Origin of the sequence: Bacillus sp. ISL-34, from assembly GCF_018613325.1 — a bacterium.
Lineage (GTDB): Bacteria > Bacillota > Bacilli > Bacillales > DSM-1321 > Peribacillus.
Genome location: NZ_JAGGQJ010000008.1, coordinates 28498 through 45369 on the forward strand (window position 1 = coordinate 28498; position 16872 = coordinate 45369).

The 16872-nt window shown below is 37.3% G+C and carries 16 protein-coding genes; 12 read left to right on the plus strand and 4 right to left on the minus strand.

Translation table 11 applies throughout. The features are described 5' to 3' along the window. The first annotated feature begins 110 nt into the window (after positions 1–110). From J7E52_RS08135 to sspL, 5 genes are all read left to right on the plus strand, one after another. Complete coding sequence (locus J7E52_RS08135) at positions 111–1382, plus strand: ATP-binding protein (RefSeq protein ID WP_214744826.1); 1272 nt, start codon at positions 111–113, stop codon at positions 1380–1382. Beyond that, positions 1379–2299, plus strand: a complete 921-nt coding sequence (locus tag J7E52_RS08140; RefSeq protein ID WP_214744828.1) for a response regulator — start codon at positions 1379–1381, stop codon at positions 2297–2299. The genes J7E52_RS08135 and J7E52_RS08140 overlap by 4 nt, the downstream gene beginning before the upstream one ends. Before the next feature lie 455 nt (positions 2300–2754). After that, positions 2755–5091, plus strand: a complete 2337-nt coding sequence (gene helD / locus J7E52_RS08145; protein WP_214744830.1) for an RNA polymerase recycling motor HelD — start codon at positions 2755–2757, stop codon at positions 5089–5091. 79 nt (positions 5092–5170) lie between these two features. Next, positions 5171–5407 carry a hypothetical protein gene (locus J7E52_RS08150; protein ID WP_214744832.1) on the plus strand — a complete coding sequence of 79 codons (237 nt, stop codon included), beginning with the start codon at positions 5171–5173 and terminating at the stop codon, positions 5405–5407. Positions 5408–5462: 55 nt separating this feature from the next. Further along, complete coding sequence (gene sspL, locus J7E52_RS08155; RefSeq protein WP_061464729.1) at positions 5463–5594, plus strand: small, acid-soluble spore protein L; 132 nt, start codon at positions 5463–5465, stop codon at positions 5592–5594. 102 nt (positions 5595–5696) lie between these two features. Here the strand turns inward: sspL and J7E52_RS08160 are convergent, their stop codons facing one another. From J7E52_RS08160 to J7E52_RS08170, 3 genes are read right to left on the minus strand one after another with little or no spacing between them, the layout of a single operon-like run. Next, a complete protein-coding gene (locus J7E52_RS08160; protein WP_286197571.1) occupies positions 5697–6116 on the minus strand; it encodes an EVE domain-containing protein in 420 nt (139 codons plus the stop codon). A 22-nt stretch (positions 6117–6138) separates the two neighbouring features. Then, complete coding sequence (locus J7E52_RS08165) at positions 6139–6531, minus strand: rhodanese-like domain-containing protein (RefSeq protein ID WP_214744834.1); 393 nt, start codon at positions 6529–6531, stop codon at positions 6139–6141. A gap of 20 nt (positions 6532–6551) precedes the next feature. Beyond that, positions 6552–6971 carry a MarR family winged helix-turn-helix transcriptional regulator gene (locus J7E52_RS08170; protein WP_214744837.1) on the minus strand — a complete coding sequence of 140 codons (420 nt, stop codon included), beginning with the start codon at positions 6969–6971 and terminating at the stop codon, positions 6552–6554. Between the two features lie 256 nt (positions 6972–7227). Between J7E52_RS08170 and J7E52_RS08175 the strand changes: the two genes are divergently transcribed. After that, positions 7228–10398 (plus strand): ATP-binding cassette domain-containing protein, encoded by a 3171-nt coding sequence (locus J7E52_RS08175; protein ID WP_214744839.1) that lies wholly within the window; start codon positions 7228–7230, stop codon positions 10396–10398. Positions 10399–11079: 681 nt separating this feature from the next. Here J7E52_RS08175 and J7E52_RS08180 read toward each other — a convergent pair. Further along, positions 11080–12348, minus strand: coding sequence for an ATP-binding protein (locus J7E52_RS08180; protein ID WP_214744841.1), 1269 nt, complete (start codon positions 12346–12348; stop codon positions 11080–11082). A 219-nt stretch (positions 12349–12567) separates the two neighbouring features. On the opposite strand from J7E52_RS08180, the gene J7E52_RS08185 reads away from it, so the two are divergent. The 6 genes from J7E52_RS08185 to J7E52_RS08210 all read left to right on the plus strand — a co-directional run bounded on the left by J7E52_RS08185 (position 12568) and on the right by J7E52_RS08210 (position 16867). Beyond that, entirely contained in the window at positions 12568–13026 is a 459-nt protein-coding gene (locus tag J7E52_RS08185) for an SRPBCC family protein (protein ID WP_214744843.1), read from the plus strand. A 110-nt stretch (positions 13027–13136) separates the two neighbouring features. Then, a complete protein-coding gene (locus J7E52_RS08190; protein ID WP_214744845.1) occupies positions 13137–13289 on the plus strand; it encodes a hypothetical protein in 153 nt (50 codons plus the stop codon). Between the two features lie 550 nt (positions 13290–13839). Next, positions 13840–13980: a hypothetical protein gene (locus tag J7E52_RS08195; protein ID WP_214744847.1), complete on the plus strand. Its 141-nt coding sequence runs from the start codon at positions 13840–13842 to the stop codon at positions 13978–13980. Between the two features lie 169 nt (positions 13981–14149). Next, a complete protein-coding gene (locus J7E52_RS08200) occupies positions 14150–15088 on the plus strand; it encodes a S8 family peptidase (RefSeq protein WP_214744849.1) in 939 nt (312 codons plus the stop codon). A gap of 22 nt (positions 15089–15110) precedes the next feature. Further along, entirely contained in the window at positions 15111–16298 is a 1188-nt protein-coding gene (locus J7E52_RS08205) for a hypothetical protein (RefSeq protein ID WP_214744851.1), read from the plus strand. Positions 16299–16330: 32 nt separating this feature from the next. Then, positions 16331–16867, plus strand: a complete 537-nt coding sequence (locus J7E52_RS08210; protein ID WP_214744854.1) for a hypothetical protein — start codon at positions 16331–16333, stop codon at positions 16865–16867. The last annotated feature ends 5 nt before the right edge of the window (positions 16868–16872 follow it).

A 16872-nucleotide genomic window follows, 5' to 3' on the forward strand; every position in this document is an offset into this window, starting at 1 on the left:
TACTGATACTTACAAGGGCAGAAAAAATAATAATTTCAGTCAAAACCCTTCTCACTTTTTTACCTTTTCATGTGTTATGTTTTTAATATAGTGACTGGGGAGGGACCGTATTGAAAAAGAGTATAAGGATATTACTATTGATTATGATTGCGGTGCCTCTTGCGGGCGAATTCAAGTTTTACCCCTTCGATGATACATTCAGAGTCAGTTTGGGAACCCCCGTCTTCTTCTTGTTTTTACTATGGGGGAGGAGGATCCACCCAATTATTGCAGGCATAGTGACGGGAATGAGTGTGTTTTTTTTACGTTTTTCACTGGCTGTCGGGATACGGGACATATCCGTTGAGGATGCGATTTATCTTCATGTTCCCGCCTTTTTCTATTACTTCATTTACGCGTTGGCATTTCATAAAACGAAATTGAACGAACGGCACGATCAGCCGTTTATGATCGGGCTTTTAGGGGTATTGATCGAGCTTTTTGCAAGTGTATCGGAGATGACGATCCGATCCATCTTGGCGAATCAGGACACACCCTTGCTAGCCATTGACCAACTTGTTTTAATCGCCTTTATTCGAAGCTTTTTCGTTCTCGGCTTTTTTAATATATTAAAGCTGAGAGAAGCGAAATCCGCAGAAGCGGAGCAGCGCATGCAAAAGGAACAAATGCTGCTTTTCATTTCAAGTTTGTATGAGGAATCGGTTCAACTGAAGAAAACGATGCAAAGCGCGGAAGAAATCACCCGCACTTGTTATGACTTTTACCGTCGGATAAAAACAAGTGGGACTAATGGAAGCGATGCGCAAACTGCGTTGCAGATTGCCGGTCTCGTGCATGAGATCAAAAAAGATAACCAGCGGATTTATGCGGGGCTGTCGAAACTTATGTCATCCGAAAACCTGCAGGAATATATGAAGATCGAAGACCTGGGTAACATCATGATCGTGTCCAATAGACGATATGCAGAGTCCCTTCGCAAAGTTATTACATTTACCTTGCAAATAGATGGTGACCATCCCCCCTATCATGTATATATGGTATTATCATTAATAAATAATTTATTGGCCAACGCAGTGGAAGCCATTGAAGAAGAAGGATACGTATCACTGCATGTGAAAAGGAACGATCAATTCGTGGAGTTTTGCATCTGTGATAATGGCCCCGGCATTGCGCCGAAGCAGAAGGAAATCATTTTTACAGCAGGATATACAAAGAAATTCGATGAGGCGGGAAACCCTTCGACGGGAATTGGCTTATCGTATGTGAAACAAACTGTTGAAAAATTTGGAGGACATATCAGGCTAATGGATACCTATGAAGAAACCGTATTCATCGTAGGACTTCCGATTGATGCTATTATGGAGAAAGGGTTAACGAGATGAATTATTTCATTATAGATGACGATCCTGCCATTCGAGGAATGTTGACAGAGATAATTGAAGACGAAGACTTAGGCAAAGTGGTGGGAGAAGCAGAAGACGGAGCTTTAGTGAATAATGGCTTGTTGTTTTTTAAAAAAGCAGACGTTGTCTTAATTGATTTGCTCATGCCATTAAGGGATGGAATTGAAACTATCAGGTCTCTTGCTGATGGATTTCAAGGAAGATTTGTGATGATTTCGCAAGTGGAATCGAAAGAACTGATTGGAGAGGCGTATAGATTAGGAGCGGAATACTACATTACAAAACCGCTGAACCAAGTTGAAATTTCATGCATATTAAACAAAGTGAACGAGCGAATACTGGTGGATCAATCGATCCAGGGCATTCAAAAGTCGTTGAACGTGTTTACGGAACGCCCGAAGTCTTCGAAAGTGTCCTCCTTTCATACAAAAAATATCATGGAGGCCGGACGGTCCTTAATTTCCGATTTAGGTATGATTGGCGAAGGGGGAAGCGAGGATTTATTAAACATTTTAGGATTCCTCCAAAATGAAAAGCAAAGACTCGGTCCTGCCTACACGTTTCCATATTTAAAGGAGATTTTTGCTGGGATTGCTGCTGAAAAGCTGGGAGATCAAGCGAAAGAGGCCGAAATCCAGAAAGAAATGAAAGCTTCTGAGCAGCGTGTCCGTCGCGCTCTTAACCAGGCACTCATCCATATCGCTTCATTAGGATTGACGGATTATATGAATCCAAAATTCGAAGCCTATTCATCCACATTTTTTGATTTCTCGGAAGTCCGCAAAAAAATGCTGGAGCTAGAAGACAAAAGCAAAAAAGTAAGCAGTCAGAGCCGCAATAATATGAAAAAGTTTATCCAAGTGCTGTTTATGGAAGCAAGGCAGATGATGAAATAATAAACCAGTAACACAAGTGGAATAGATTGAAAATTCACAAAAACATTCTCGTATTTTTCGATGGAAGAAACATAAAGACAAATCCGTTTATATGGGATTTGTCTTTATCGCTATTTTCTCCGTATTTTTTTATAAACAATATGACTTTGTTTCAAACCTATAGAAAAAAGAACTAGCGAAGCAATGAGGCTTTCAAATATGTAGGCATAAAAATAACCAGTCAAGCTGCTTGCTTAACTGGTTACTGACTTTACATGTTAAATTAAAGTTTAAAATGACGATTCATTATGGCAACTGTTGTGCAAAATACATTGATATCATTCAGAATTTATGATAAATTAGTATAGAAACACATTTAAATATATACAAAAACAGTTTACCCCTTACTATAAGTATAAGGTAAAACTCACCTCTAGTCAACCCCTAATTTCTCATTTCTTAAAGGAGTGTCTGTTATGAACAATGAAATTCGGCTGGAGCAAGAACGTTTGAATGAGGTGATAGAAACAATTACGAAACAAATCAGCAAAATAGAAGGAGAAACTTCACAGCGCAGAAAAGAAGTAGTTAATATCCGTAAACACTTTTGGGATGACCTCAAGGTTAATATCGATACTTTCGATGATTACCTCGAGACGATCATTGGCTTAAGGCAGCAGGCTCAAGACTTGTCACAAAGCGAAGGCGCACATAGATATGCCTTCAAGAGGCTGTCAACACTGCGCCGCATGCAGGAAGTGCCTTATTTCGGCCGGATTGATATCACTGAAGAAGGGTCTTCCCAGACGGAAAAAATTTATATTGGGACTTCCACTCTTACTGATGCAACAGGAGAATACTTCATTATCTACGATTGGAGGGCCCCGATTTCGAGTGTTTATTATGACTATCCTCCCGGTCCTGTAGAATACTCCACTCCCGGAGGCGTAATTCGGGGGATGCTGGAGAACAAGTGGCAATACACCATCAAGGGAGGCGTTATCGAATCAATGTTCGATACGAGTCTCACCATTGGGGATGAGATTCTGCAGCAGGTACTGGGCAAGGGAACGGATAAGCATATGCACAGTATCGTGTCCACCATTCAACGTGAGCAAAATAGGATCATCCGGAACGATCGCGGACGTCTGCTCATTGTTCAAGGTGCCGCTGGCAGCGGGAAGACATCAGCTGCCCTCCAACGGATCGCTTACTTGCTCTACAAGAATCGAGAGAGGCTGAAAGCGGATCAAATCATTCTATTCTCTCCTAACTCCATGTTTAATAACTACGTATCCAATGTGTTACCCGAACTTGGCGAAGAGAATATGCAGCAGGTAACATTCCAGGAATACCTGGATCATCGTCTGACTGACTCTTTTCAAGTTGAGGATCCTTATGAGCAATTGGAATATTTGCTGACTGCAGCGGATGATCCTTCCTATAGCACCAGGACAGCGAGTATTCAATTTAAGGCATCCATTCGCTTCTTTGAAATCATCAAGACCTACAGACAATCACTGGAGCAATCCGGAATGATCTTTAGAGGGGTAAAGTTCCGAGGGGAAACGCTCGTCTCCGCCAAACAAATCTCAGAAAGATTTTATAACACAGACACCACATTAAGGTTTCACAATAGGATTGAAAAGCTGAAAGAGTGGTTATGTGAGCTACTTGATGAAAGGGAAAAGTTTGAGTTGAAACAACCTTGGGTCGAGGAGGAAATCGAGTATCTTAGCAAAGAAGATTACCAAAAGGTATACACCTATTTAGAAAAAAAACGCGGTCATAATGAAGATTCCTTTGACGATTATGAGATAGAAAATAAAAGGCTTGCGCGTATGATTGTTCGAAAGAAATTGAAGACGTTACGCAAACGGATAAAAGCACTTCATTTTATCAATATTAAGGGCATATACAAGCAACTTTTTGACGAACAAATACGGGTCGAACTGTGGAATGAGGGTGAAACACCTGCCGAACGGGAAATATGCTTATCAACGCAAAAAATGCTGGACGAAGGTAAACTGTATTACGAAGACGCGACTCCATTTTTGCTGTTGAAGGAGCTAATTATAGGATTTCAGACGAATACCGCTATAAAATATGTGCTTGTGGACGAAGCACAAGATTATTCTCCATTTCAATTCGAGTTTTTGAAACGGTTGTTTCCTTCTGCAAGGATGACAGTGCTCGGTGACTTTAACCAGGCAATATTTGCCCATGCCAGCGAACGTGTGGATTTCCAGACTCTTACCAGTTTATACGGGATAGATGAAACCGAGAGCATTACCTTGGATCAAAGCTACAGATCCACAAAGCAGATTATAGAATTTACACGGGAACTAGTCCCTGAAGGCCATCGAATTAAGGCATTCGACCGTGAAGGCGAGAAGCCTGTACTGACTCAAGTGTCCAGCCGTGATGAATTGCATCACAAAATCATGTCTAAAGTGAAAGACTTTCAAAGTCGTGAGTATAATACAATCGCAATAATCTGTAAATCTGCTGCGGAAAGTGCCGCTGCATACGATGCCCTTAGTGTCATTGGTGAAATTAAACTTGTACAGAAAGGCACAAATGAATATGAACAGGGTGTTGTTGTTATTCCTGCTTATTTGGCCAAGGGCATCGAATTTGATGCTGTCATCATTTATGATGCATCTGTACAAACATACGATGATGAGAGCTTGCGAAGATTGTTCTACACCGCATGTACCAGGGCTATGCATAACTTGCAGATCTATACGGTTGGCGAACCGAGTCCTTTCTTACAAAACGATGCAACGAAGCGTTTACTTCTGACATATTAGTGCTTCCTTTTTTCTCCTTTAATTTTATTGTTCTTTTATCAAATACTATAAAAGAATCTTTAGAAAAGGAGGAGATGAATTGCCTAACAAAAAAGAAAACAGATCCGTAAGACTTGATCAGGTGGAAACGGGAGAAAGTCATGCGAATGGTGAATCAACAATTGAACCAGTTAATGATGGTCATTATCATTATCCAGGGCCTATGGAAGAAGGCTATAGTGGAAATACAGGAAGAGCAGTACAGCCTGCCGGGAAAGAAAATCGCGATATTCCTCAGAACAAAGACACATTTAATTACACTCGTCTTTTAAAGTAGATTCTTTCAACATAGTAGGGTTTTTAAGGTAATTATATACTTGGAGGTGAAGGAAATGAGTAAAAAGACAGGTCGAGGCCGAATCGCACCAAGTGTTAACCCGCAGGGACATGGAAAAGATGTGGAATTCTCCACAGAGCCAAAAAGCGAGCTTGAAAACAAGGCAAAAAAGTCCAATACAAAATAAGCACATTGGGCAAAAATATGGTCATACTTTGTAAAGAAAGCCCTTCTCTTAATCGAGAGGGGCTTTATGCTATATAACTGTGTCAGGGAAGACAGGGCTAGTTTAGATTAGTACTTTTAACTTCCACATTTTTTCAGCAATTAAGTTAAAATCCTTTTCACTTATCTCAAAATGGCCAAATCGAAAAGGATAACCCCAACGCTTCTCATTTTTAATGAAAGTGAGGTATGGGATTAATGGATGAATAGATGTTTCTGTACATCTAATGAAATCTATATTTCTTCGGAAAGGGATGAAATCATTTCCCATATCAAATTGAAAAACATCATCATCGATAACCTTGCCTAAAGCAGTGAATTTTTGATGCGGCGTACTTGCATTAAAACTTACCTTTGAAGAGTAATAAATGATCCAATCACCAGAATTCATCTTTTTTAAAGGAGCCTCCTTGCCATGACAAAGTTGAGCGAATCCACCATCTATACTCTTCATTACATGGTCGCGAGACGCAACTCCATCCAATACCTTTTATTTTGCACTTGAGTCAACACCCGCAATTATCAGATATGTTATCATTATGGGTGGATTTTGACACAGGAAAGTTCATTTCCTGCCATGCCGCAATACCCCCGGTCAACTCTTTAACATTATAACCTCGTTCCAATAAAACCTTTGCCACTTTGGCAGCAGTATTGCACCAGACATCCCAGCAATAAACAATGATTTCCTTTTCTTTTGGTATTTCATTTAAACGATTCTGTAATTCTTGTTCAGGTATAACATTAGCATCCTTAATGGTTAGACTTCTTAAATGAATGGGACCGTTTCTTACATCGATTAAGAAGTATTTCTCGGGATCCATTTGCTTGGATCTCAAATAATCCATAGGGCTTATTGTTGCTTGAAGACGTGCATTAAAATAATCAAGTGCGTTCATATTTTATAACCTCCCGTTTTCTATAGTGACTTCCAAATTTTTACGAGAAAATCTTTAAGCAATTGTCTTTCCTGCTGATTTAAAGGGGCTAAAACTTCTGACTCTATATTGGTTAAAAATTCCCAACGTGAATCCAAAACATCATTTCCCTTTTCAGTAATCAGAAGGCTATAGGACCTTCTGTCATTAGGATTCCTTGTCCTCTCAACAAATCCTAAAGTTTCCAAATGATCAATATGACTCACCATAGTCGTCCGATCGATTTGTAGGTTTTCAGAAATATCTTTTTGTGATGAGTAAGGGTTTTCCTGAATGAATAAAAGTACTCCATATTGTCTGGAGTTAATATCAAATGGGATTAGTCCTTCAGCAAACTTACTTTCCATTTGCTGCAGAGCCTTTCCGAGCAAAAAACCATAAGATTGATTCCATTTATTCATTTGAACTTTCACCTCCTGTGATAATCAGCTATTAATATAATCAGTTTAACTGATTAATTTTCGGAAAACAAGTGATTACTAACGTTGAACCGTAAATACATAATGTAACTCTTGATTTTTGTCGGTGAATCATACGTTTTTAGAGTAGTGTAATGTGAAAGAATAGAAGGATGAGCTACCGTTAAAAAATAGCAAATACATATGTCGCTGTGCTAATATGGAAGACTGAGCATCATAAAATGGAGAGGAGTTACATATGAAAATAAATCGATTGATAGCGAACAATATCAACCATTTAGATGCAGCACTGCCAGACAATCAATCATTAGGAATTGCTGGGTTATCAGGTTCCGGGAAGACGACGTTTTGTCAAACCATTGGGGAAGAATCCAAGAAGCGTCTCGTTTCCTTATTGCCAAAGTCTGAATATCAGTATTTATTTCCTAATATTATGGAAACCAACTTCAGTGCCATCAAGATGGAAGACATGCCGCTGGTCCTTTTTCTCGGCAAATCATCCATTTCAGCCAATCCCCGTTCAACCATTGGCACACATACTGGTGTGTTTAAAGAGATTCGTGTTTGTCTTGCTGAAAAATTCAATCTTTCTCCGGAAGTTTTTTCCTTTAATAATGCCTTAGGCTGGTGCCCCACTTGTAAAGGACGCGGTACGACGAAAAATGTCGAATGTCCAAAGTGTGAGGGGAAGCGCTACAATCAAGAAGTCGAGCAATACACCATTGAATTATTAGATCACCCGCATACTATTTCCGATATCAACAACTTTAGCATTGAAACGATCCTTTCACTTGCAGAGACATTACATATCAGTGAAGCTAAACAGCATATTCTCCAAAATATAATCAATATGAATATTGGTTATTTAAGCTTGAACCGTATTATGGGGACAGTGTCAGGGGGAGAGCTAACACGGCTTTACTTGGCCGAATTCATGGCAACAAGTGAAAATACCGTGATCATCATCGATGAAATCTCCGTCGGTCTTGATCATCAAACCCTTTTGAAAATTTTGGAACAGGTTAAACAATTAGGTTATAAAAATCAAATTTGGCTCATTGATCATTCAGACACGGTGTTAGATAGCACGGATGAGCAATTATTCTTTGGACCTGGCAGCGGGAAATATGGCGGAAAAATTGTTGAGGAATCACCGCGGCCTAAACCAATCAGCTGGGAACGAAATGAAGCAACGCCAACTGAATATTACGAATTTCACGATCTTTACTGCCGTAATATTCAAATGGAGGAAATCCGGATTCCCAAGAATAGGCTCATTACCTTTACGGGTGAGTCAGGCTGCGGTAAATCTACACTTGTTAATGAATGTATCTCTAAAGATTTTCAGAAGCGGTATCCCAAGGATAAGCTGGTCATGGTCGGGCAGGATCGAAACAAATCGATTACCAGCCGGTCAACCGTTGCGACGTTTCTTGATATTAAAAAGAAACTTACCAAATACAGTGATGAAATTGATGACATTTTTCAGCGTTCGATCGAAGATATCATCGAAGAACTGCCAAAAGAAGACATCGCTCATAAACGCTTGAGCTTATTGATCAAACTTGGTCTTGGTTATTTGACGTTAGAAAGAAAAACACAAACACTATCGACGGGTGAATTTCAATGTGTCCATTTAGTTTCCGAGCTTTTTTCGAAGACAAGGAACCCGCACACGCTGTTCATTTTTGACGAGCCTTCAAAAGGGTTATCGCAAAATATTCTAAACCAATTCATCGATAGTGTCAGGGTCATCCTGGAAGATGAATCCGTCTCCATCATCATGATTGAACATAATGGTTATATGCTGGAAAGCTCGGATTATATCGTTGATTTTGGTAAAAGACAGCTTGCACCTGTCCAGCATCTTGACGTTGTCAGTCATGATGAGCATTATCGTCACAAAAACAGTAGAGATCAAGTGAAGCCATTGCATATCACTTCCACACTTCGGTCAAAAGATGGACTGAATTATTTACAGGAAAATCATCTGGACTATTTCAAAAACGCAGAGAACGTCTTTAAGGGCGGCATTTTAAAAAGCTTATCACCAATCGCTCGCGTGATTTATGGTGAGTACGAGTCAGACACGATTGCACCTGTCATCGCCATCGATCTTGAACGGCACTTGTACAGTCAATATACGTTTCTTTATGAAGTGGGCGGAATGATCAACCATCTAGTCGCTGCACATCCGACCAATAAGGATACAAGAAGCTTCGATTTCTATTCTGCAGAAAACCATTGTCCAAGCTGTTCGGGTCGCCGGGTCATTGAAAAATTTGATTTCGATGTCGTCATTCAAGACAAAAACGTGCCATTCTGGGATGGCTTATTACATCCGGACGTGATGGAGGTATTAAAATATTATCAACATTCAAAACTGCAATTCCTGTTTGATGAGATCAAGAATGAACTCGGTCACGATATTAGTAAAAGCTATAATGAGATGACAGATGCCGAAAAGCAGACGTTCTTATATGGATATTGGGAAAAGTCCTTTTACGATAAAGCAGGCAAGGCATCAAGGATTTGGGAAGGATTCAATTTCATCATTGGGCGTTATATCTTCATATCGAAATCAATCATTAAAGAGCAGATGAAAGCATCAAAAGAAATGATCGCCTGTCCAGTCTGTCAAGGAACGATCCTGAACCATCATAAAAAACTGACATTTGGTGATACAGACATTCGCGAAATCATCCAACAGCCAATTGATCAAGTCATCAAAATTGTAGGGAAGATGCCGGAACTGGAAAAACTAAAAGCAATTGTGGGCGGCGATATCGCACTTACAGATGATGTCTCATTCCTTCCCCGGGAAACAAAAGCAGCGTTGAAAATGCTCGAACTGGAACTGGCAAGCTTCGTCGGCTATGAAGTGGTTTTACAAAATGCCCTGCCATTCTGGGACAGCATTAAAGGCAATATCGAAGCAATCAGCAGCAAAAACCAGATTACCATCTGTGACTTTGCCAATATTAACGAAACAAGAGAGACCATTATTGATAAATATTTCACCAATGGCAAATACAAAAAACTAACTTATGTCTATGAAGCATTTGGCTACAAAAAAATTGTTACCCAAATCAATAAAATTAAAGCAAGTCATAAATGCCCATTCTGTAATGGAAAGAAAGTCATTTCAGAAGATAACATCCATGACGGTGTGTATAAATTAACGATCCCTTGTGTGAGTTGTCATGCCAGTGGCATCGATGATGAAGGACGTAAAGAAATCGTCGAAAGCATAGACGTGCAGACTTGGCTGACAGGGAAAGTGAAGGATGTCGTGGCTGAAAGTGAACGTACCGAGGCCGTGGCCGATATCCCCATTTTCGCCCGGATTCGTGAATTGAACAAACGAGACATGATGGCGGTTTATCAATGCCTTGAACAGAATAAATAATGACAGCACTCTATTGAAAAAAGTCCGCCGATAATGGCGGACTTTCTGTTTGTAGTTCGGAGTCCGATTAGTGAAGTGAAGGTCGAAAAAAATACGTGAACGGTCGAATCTAGTGCCTCAACGGTCGAATACTATGCGGGGTAGGTCGAATACTGTGCGTGAACGGCCGAATACTGTGGTTTAGGTCGATAAACTGCGTCAATGGCCCAAGACAGTCCAGCTGGTCGAATAAAGTGCTCCGGTTTTAATGGTTTTTTACTGTAATCTCATTGGATTGAAGAAATTTCCGACACTCCTGCCGAATTACTGGCTAGCCAAGACCCCACAGCTACTTGCGGTGAGGAGGCTTGGCAGACAGTCGGCGGAAAGGGAGCGGATTTCTGAAATTCACCGGTATATTTTTTAAATAAAAAAACTGCAGGCAAATTCGCTTTTCTTCGAGTTTGTCTACAGTTTTATAAGGGGTTGTACAACTTAAACGATATTTCCACTCCAGGCACTCGCTTTCCGCGGGCGGTCCGGGAGCCTCCTCGGCGCATTTGCGCCTGCGGGGTCTCCCTTGGAAACGCTTTTCCCGCAGGAGTCTCGCACCTTCCGTTCCAATCAACTTTGTTTTAAAATTTAGATAAAACCCTTTTTGTCTACAAACTAAAAGTCCGCTGTAAATGGCGGACTTTTTTATTATTTTGCAGAATAATCTTCTTGATAAACGGGAAGTGTTACTGAAATCGTTGTTCCCTTATTCAAAAGGCTAGTTATATGAAGTGTACCATTCATCGTTTGGATGGTCTTAACAGCCACCATTGATCCCAACCCAGTCCCTTTTTCTTTGGAACTGTAATAAGGTTCGCCAAAACGATTTATTTGTTCCTTGTTCATTCCTACTCCATTGTCACTTATTTCGATAATGATGTCGAAATTATTTATATAGGAAACAATACTAAGTTCCCCGCCGTTTGGCATAGCCTCTATCCCATTTTTAATCAGATTCAGGAAGCATTGCTTGAAATGTTGAATATTCCCCCGGGTAATGCCTGGAGTCAACTGATCAGATATAGTAACTAAATTCATGCTAGCCATTGGTTTTATCATTTCAATTACATATCCTATTTCACGGTTAATTAAAATAGGATCCACTTTTTCGGTTCCAGGTTTTGCAAATGCTAAGTATTCACTAATAATGGATTCTGCACTATTAAGCTCTCTAACAACATGCTGTATATATTGTTCTTTTACTTCTTGAGTAAGATCAGGAGTCTTTAGCAGTTGAACAAATCCCTTCACAACTGTTAAAGGATTTCTAACTTCATGTGAAATACTAGCTGCAAGCTGACTGACTACCTCCATTTTTTCAAGCCTTACCATTTGTGTTCGGATTAAAATGGCATCTTTTAAAATTTCTATGATATATAAAGCCAAAACGATAATGAAAGGAGGGAGGATAATAAAGTAAAATACATACGCCTCCGTTATTTGAAAATGATCAGACATACCGAGTGAAATAAAGCTGGTGAGTATTCCTAGAAACAAAATTAATAGTATGGAGCTATTAAGCTTATTTTTTCTATTGAAATTTTTGAATTTGGAAGAAAATAGAGCCGTTATTATAAAGATAACGATATAAACAATTAACGTAAGGAAATTGAAGCCATAAAAAGCAAACCTAAAAGTTAATATGATGACTAACAGAGCAGCCCCTACAGGCCAACCACCATAAAGTGTCCCTATTATAAAAGGAATTTGCCGGAGATCATGGACACAATATTCATCAATATAAATAGGAAACTTCATACATAAAATAATAGGAATGCTCATGCATGCAGTGATAAGGGTCTTGCCATACTGACTTAACCTTTTGCCATGATCTAATAAAATGTAATAAATCAAAATACTTACCAAGATATAAAAGAGGTTATCTAATATGTTTTGATTAATATAAATAAAATTCATTGGATTCTCCTGAAAAAGTAACCGTTTGGTTTATTATACAAGAATAACGCTAAAAAAGAGAATCTTAATAAAGTAATTTTTTTACAGAAAGAGATTTAAATTCAAAATAAGTGTTGCTTAATGTGCATCTAATGTAACTTGAATTATTTACCGAGATACCAATTGTAAATTTGGTTTTACATAATAAAGGAAATATAATGAAGGTAGAGGTGATTATCATTGAAAAAGTGGACAAAAGCAATAGAAATAAACGCCCCAATTGAACAGGTATGGAAGTTTCTTGATGGTTCTGTAGAAAATATGCAAAAAATCATGCCTCAAGTAGTTGAACACAAGCCGGTTAAAATAACGGAAGAAGTGGTTGGAAGCGTATATCGCCAAAAATATAGAGAAGGAAAACGAACAGAAGAGTATGATATAGAAACATTAGAATATTTGAATGAGACTAATGAGAAAAAGCTTAAAGTAGGCTTTATACTTGCTAAAATGTTTGAAATTACCGCTTTTTATGAACTAAATAAAATCAATGACAATCAGACTTCCTTTACATATACAGTCACCAGTCGCCCATTAAAGTGGTTTTTGAAATTACTTTTATTATTTGCCACCGATAAAGTGGTAGTTGAATTTTTAGAGCGTGTCAAAAAGGTAGCTGAAGCAGAAACAAGTGGATCATGAATTTATAAAGTTAATCCAAGATCGACACAGCAACGCAGATATAAAAAGAATCCATCTTTATTCAAGGTGGATTCTTTTTATTTGTCGTGAAAGATTGGGGTGTAGGATACTTGACTGAACTTAGAGGTGGTTACCCCAAAAAGGGAGTTGCTTCCGGCGTTATTTTTCTAATGGAGGCACTGAACGAAGTTTTAAGAAATACGAGAATAATAAGTTATGGTATCGGAGTAGGAGTAAAGGTAGGATTAGAAGAAGATAAGTAATTCTAAAAAACAGTAGTTAAAACAAAATTAAAATTAGGTGGTGAATTTTGATATTGATGTCTACAAATAAAGAGAATTATAAAAAGGCTTTAAATTTCGGATTATTATTTTATGCGATATTCGTGGGGTTAAGTGGAACAATTTCCTTTGCAGTTCTATTATTTTGGGTTGTCCCAAAAGATCAAATATCAACAATATTAGTACCTTTACTTTTCGTAGCTTTATTTCTCTATGGTACTTGTGCCATATCTATACTTATTCGTTCAAAAATCAATAAAATATGAATGATTTTGAATTAAAACTTTTACCAATATAAAAGGTAATTGATGGTGGGTAAATAGATTGTAAAAAAATAGTAATCATAGTTTTTTCCTCAATGCATCTGATATCTCATGAGTATTTGATTTAATTAATATTATTAAATATTCCATATATGAAAATCCTGAATTCAATTTTTGGGATATTTCAATCTGAATTTTTGGTTATTATAGCATTATGATAAATCTTCTTATACCGCTGCTTATAAGAAATATTAATAGGAAGAGGAGTAATGAAGACGATGGGTAAGAAAAAAGTTCAGTTACTTGCTTCACTATTATTTATAGTTAGTCTTTCTTTGATAGTTTCAGCTTGTTCTGATTCCAAGAAAGATGATGTAAGTGACGTAAGTTCGGAGGATAAAAAAATCTAAAGGTAATGAAATGGATGGTACCTTTGCGGTAGATGTGGATGTTCCACAAGAAACTGTAGGTGATGCGGATTACTTTTTTATCTGCTTTGTTCTATTTAACAATATTCGCCTCCTTTTGAGCAAGGCTCTTCTACCTATAGTTATAATTTTTAAGAAATGTGTGGTTTGAATGAAATGGGTATTTATGGTTGGTATGATCGTTTCAGGTCTTTTTATGAGTATTTGGATAAATAATCCTGAAAGTATTGAGATTCAAGATTGGGAGAAAGAACAGAAAATTCCAAGTTTATATGATAAACAAATGGAAAGTTGGGGGTATAAATCTTTAAATATTCAAGGTAACAAAGTTCACAAGAGGATAATAAAAATTGCAATAATTGACTCTGGAATTGATAAATCTCACCCTGATATAAAGGGAATTGTTACAAAAGAGTATAATGCAATAAATCCTAATAATGAAATCATTGATGATACAGGGCACGGTACAGCTGTTGCAGGAATTATTGGAGCTATAGATGATAAAAAAGGAATCCGGGGTGTATCAAAATCTAGTAACTTAGAAATTTATTCAATAAAAGCTTTTGAAAACAGTTATAGTGATGAAGAAATCATAAAAAAAGCATTAAGATGGGCTATAGATCAAAATGTAGACATAATTAACTTTAGCGCAGGTGCATCAAAAGCAAATACGGAACTAGAAAAGCTAATTATCGAGGCGATTAATAAAGATATTTTTATTATTTCAGCAGCAGGGAATAAATTTAATAATGAATTACAGTTTCCCGCATATCTACCAAACGTTATTTCAGTTGGCGCTGTAAATAATGAATATAAGCAAGTGTCCGGGACAGTTATTAAAGGTGTGGATTTTGTTGGACCTGGTAAGAGTATTTTAACCACATTCCCACAAAAAAAATATAATTATTTAGGGTATACATCTTCATCTACGGCTTTCGTTACAGGTATATTATCAGATTTATTATCCCAATTTTCTGAATTTGAAGTATATCAGCATGATGAAATCATGAGTATTTTAAAAGATAGTGCTAAAAAGTTAAATACAAATGATGGTACTAAAGTACATTTTATTCAAAACAGTATTAGATAGAATAATAACAAAGGAGATTTATATGAAAAAATTCTTAATTTATTTTATAGTATTATGTTTAGTTACTAGTTTACATGTTCCCTATACTCAGGCAGCAGATGCAGATGTAATAAATGAAGAATCATTAGATGCACTTAAAGAAAAATTAGTAAATGAACTAAATCAAGCTGGAATACAAGAAGCCGCAGTTAATATATTATCTCCTATGGAAGCACAAACGCAAAACCTAGAAAATGAAGTAGAAGAAATTTATGAAGAAAAATTCAAGGGAACAATTGAGAAATCTTTTCAAGAAGTAATTAATCAAGATAATCAAGAGCTACATGGTGACATAGAACACTTAAACGAGATCGAAGAAAAGTCATATGAGTTTACAAAAGGAGACGTTCAAGAGTTTCAGGAATTAGTATATAGTGTTGAGGAAACAAAAGAGGATATAGAATATCTCGAAGAGATAAAAGAAAAATTAGTTTTTGAACATGAAGGAGGCAAAGAAGAGCTTATTGATGGTAATGATATAATTGTCCAAATTGAAGGAACCAATGAATCTAATGAAGAATTTCTTGTAGGATTTGGTTTTGAAATTGGGGACAATATAATTAATGTGTTCTCAGAAACAGAACTTGGTGAATATACAAAATATGAAATTAAGTTAACTACTCTTACCGAGGATGCATTAGAAGCAGATGTCACTAATTTAAATACTGGAGAAGAGGCGAGTGTAGATTTCAATAATGAAGAATACACAACATCTGCCTTTTGGATTCCAGCTCTAGGAGTGGTGGCGACTGCAAGTATGCTTCAATTACTAGCTGTCAGTGTTGGAGCAACTACACTGGTATATTTGGCTGCTCAAGGACTTCTTTCATTAAAAGCAGGTGCATTATGGGTAGCAGGTAACGTAGCTAATAATAACACAAAAAATAAGAGGTATGTGCATTATGAAGCAATGAGAACTTCAAACTCTAAGGGGTTATGGGTTGGTCCAGGTAGATCTAAATCGAAAGCAATTTCAAGATTAAAAAGTGGATTAGATACTTGGAGTATTGGCTCATCAAATGCACTCAGTATAGCAAAAGGTGCTTCACCAACTGGACGATATAGATTTGATTCAGCACATACTGCTGGTAAAGGAAAACGTACATTTGCACATTATCATCCTTATGAATATGGTACTCACTCATTCTACGGGGGAGGTAAGCTCTGGTAATTTATCAAATTTGTTTATAAAGGAAGTATTCTATGGAAAAAAAATACGACTTCGCAAAGTTATTCCCTCCTAAAAGAATTGAGGAAGTAGCTTATATATTAGAGCATGATTTAGAGGGAATAGAGATTCCTAAAGAAGATGAACGTATAAAATATATACTGGCTGATCCTTATGCTCCAGAAATGAAGCTAATTAAAGGAGTATATTTAATCTATAATAAAACGATACTAGAATTACTCACAGGAAAAATTCATTCTATTAATAGCTATGAATTTAAATACCCTAAGAAAAAGAATAGAAAGATTTCAGATACAGACATAGAATATGCACTGGACATGGGAACAATTGTAGTACTTGCAAGCACAAATAATAAAATACTCACGACCTATTTTATTAGTGGTTCTGCTGAAAAACTAAACAGTATATTAAACTTATGTATTGGCTACTCCAAAGATTTAGAATACGATGAATATAAAGCTAGTTTACAAAATTTTAAAAATGATATTGAAATAGTTAGTCAGATGGGATTATTAGAGAAAATACTTGGAAATGATTCTGGCGTAAGTTAAGTAAT

What these genes read in the sequence shown, in the direction of transcription:
- J7E52_RS08210 (WP_214744854.1), top strand. Translation starts at nt 16,331, where the DNA reads ATGGAAAAAAAATACGACTTCGCAAAGTTATTCCCTCCTAAAAGAATT.
- helD (WP_214744830.1), top strand. Translation starts at nt 2,755, where the DNA reads ATGAACAATGAAATTCGGCTGGAGCAAGAACGTTTGAATGAGGTGATA.
- J7E52_RS08175 (WP_214744839.1), top strand. Translation starts at nt 7,228, where the DNA reads ATGAAAATAAATCGATTGATAGCGAACAATATCAACCATTTAGATGCA.
- J7E52_RS08170 (WP_214744837.1), bottom strand. Translation starts at nt 6,971, where the DNA reads ATGAATAAATGGAATCAATCTTATGGTTTTTTGCTCGGAAAGGCTCTG.
- J7E52_RS08140 (WP_214744828.1), top strand. Translation starts at nt 1,379, where the DNA reads ATGAATTATTTCATTATAGATGACGATCCTGCCATTCGAGGAATGTTG.
- sspL (WP_061464729.1), top strand. Translation starts at nt 5,463, where the DNA reads ATGAGTAAAAAGACAGGTCGAGGCCGAATCGCACCAAGTGTTAACCCG.
- J7E52_RS08180 (WP_214744841.1), bottom strand. Translation starts at nt 12,348, where the DNA reads ATGAATTTTATTTATATTAATCAAAACATATTAGATAACCTCTTTTAT.
- J7E52_RS08200 (WP_214744849.1), top strand. Translation starts at nt 14,150, where the DNA reads ATGAAATGGGTATTTATGGTTGGTATGATCGTTTCAGGTCTTTTTATG.
- J7E52_RS08195 (WP_214744847.1), top strand. Translation starts at nt 13,840, where the DNA reads ATGAAGACGATGGGTAAGAAAAAAGTTCAGTTACTTGCTTCACTATTA.
- J7E52_RS08165 (WP_214744834.1), bottom strand. Translation starts at nt 6,531, where the DNA reads ATGAACGCACTTGATTATTTTAATGCACGTCTTCAAGCAACAATAAGC.
- J7E52_RS08205 (WP_214744851.1), top strand. Translation starts at nt 15,111, where the DNA reads ATGAAAAAATTCTTAATTTATTTTATAGTATTATGTTTAGTTACTAGT.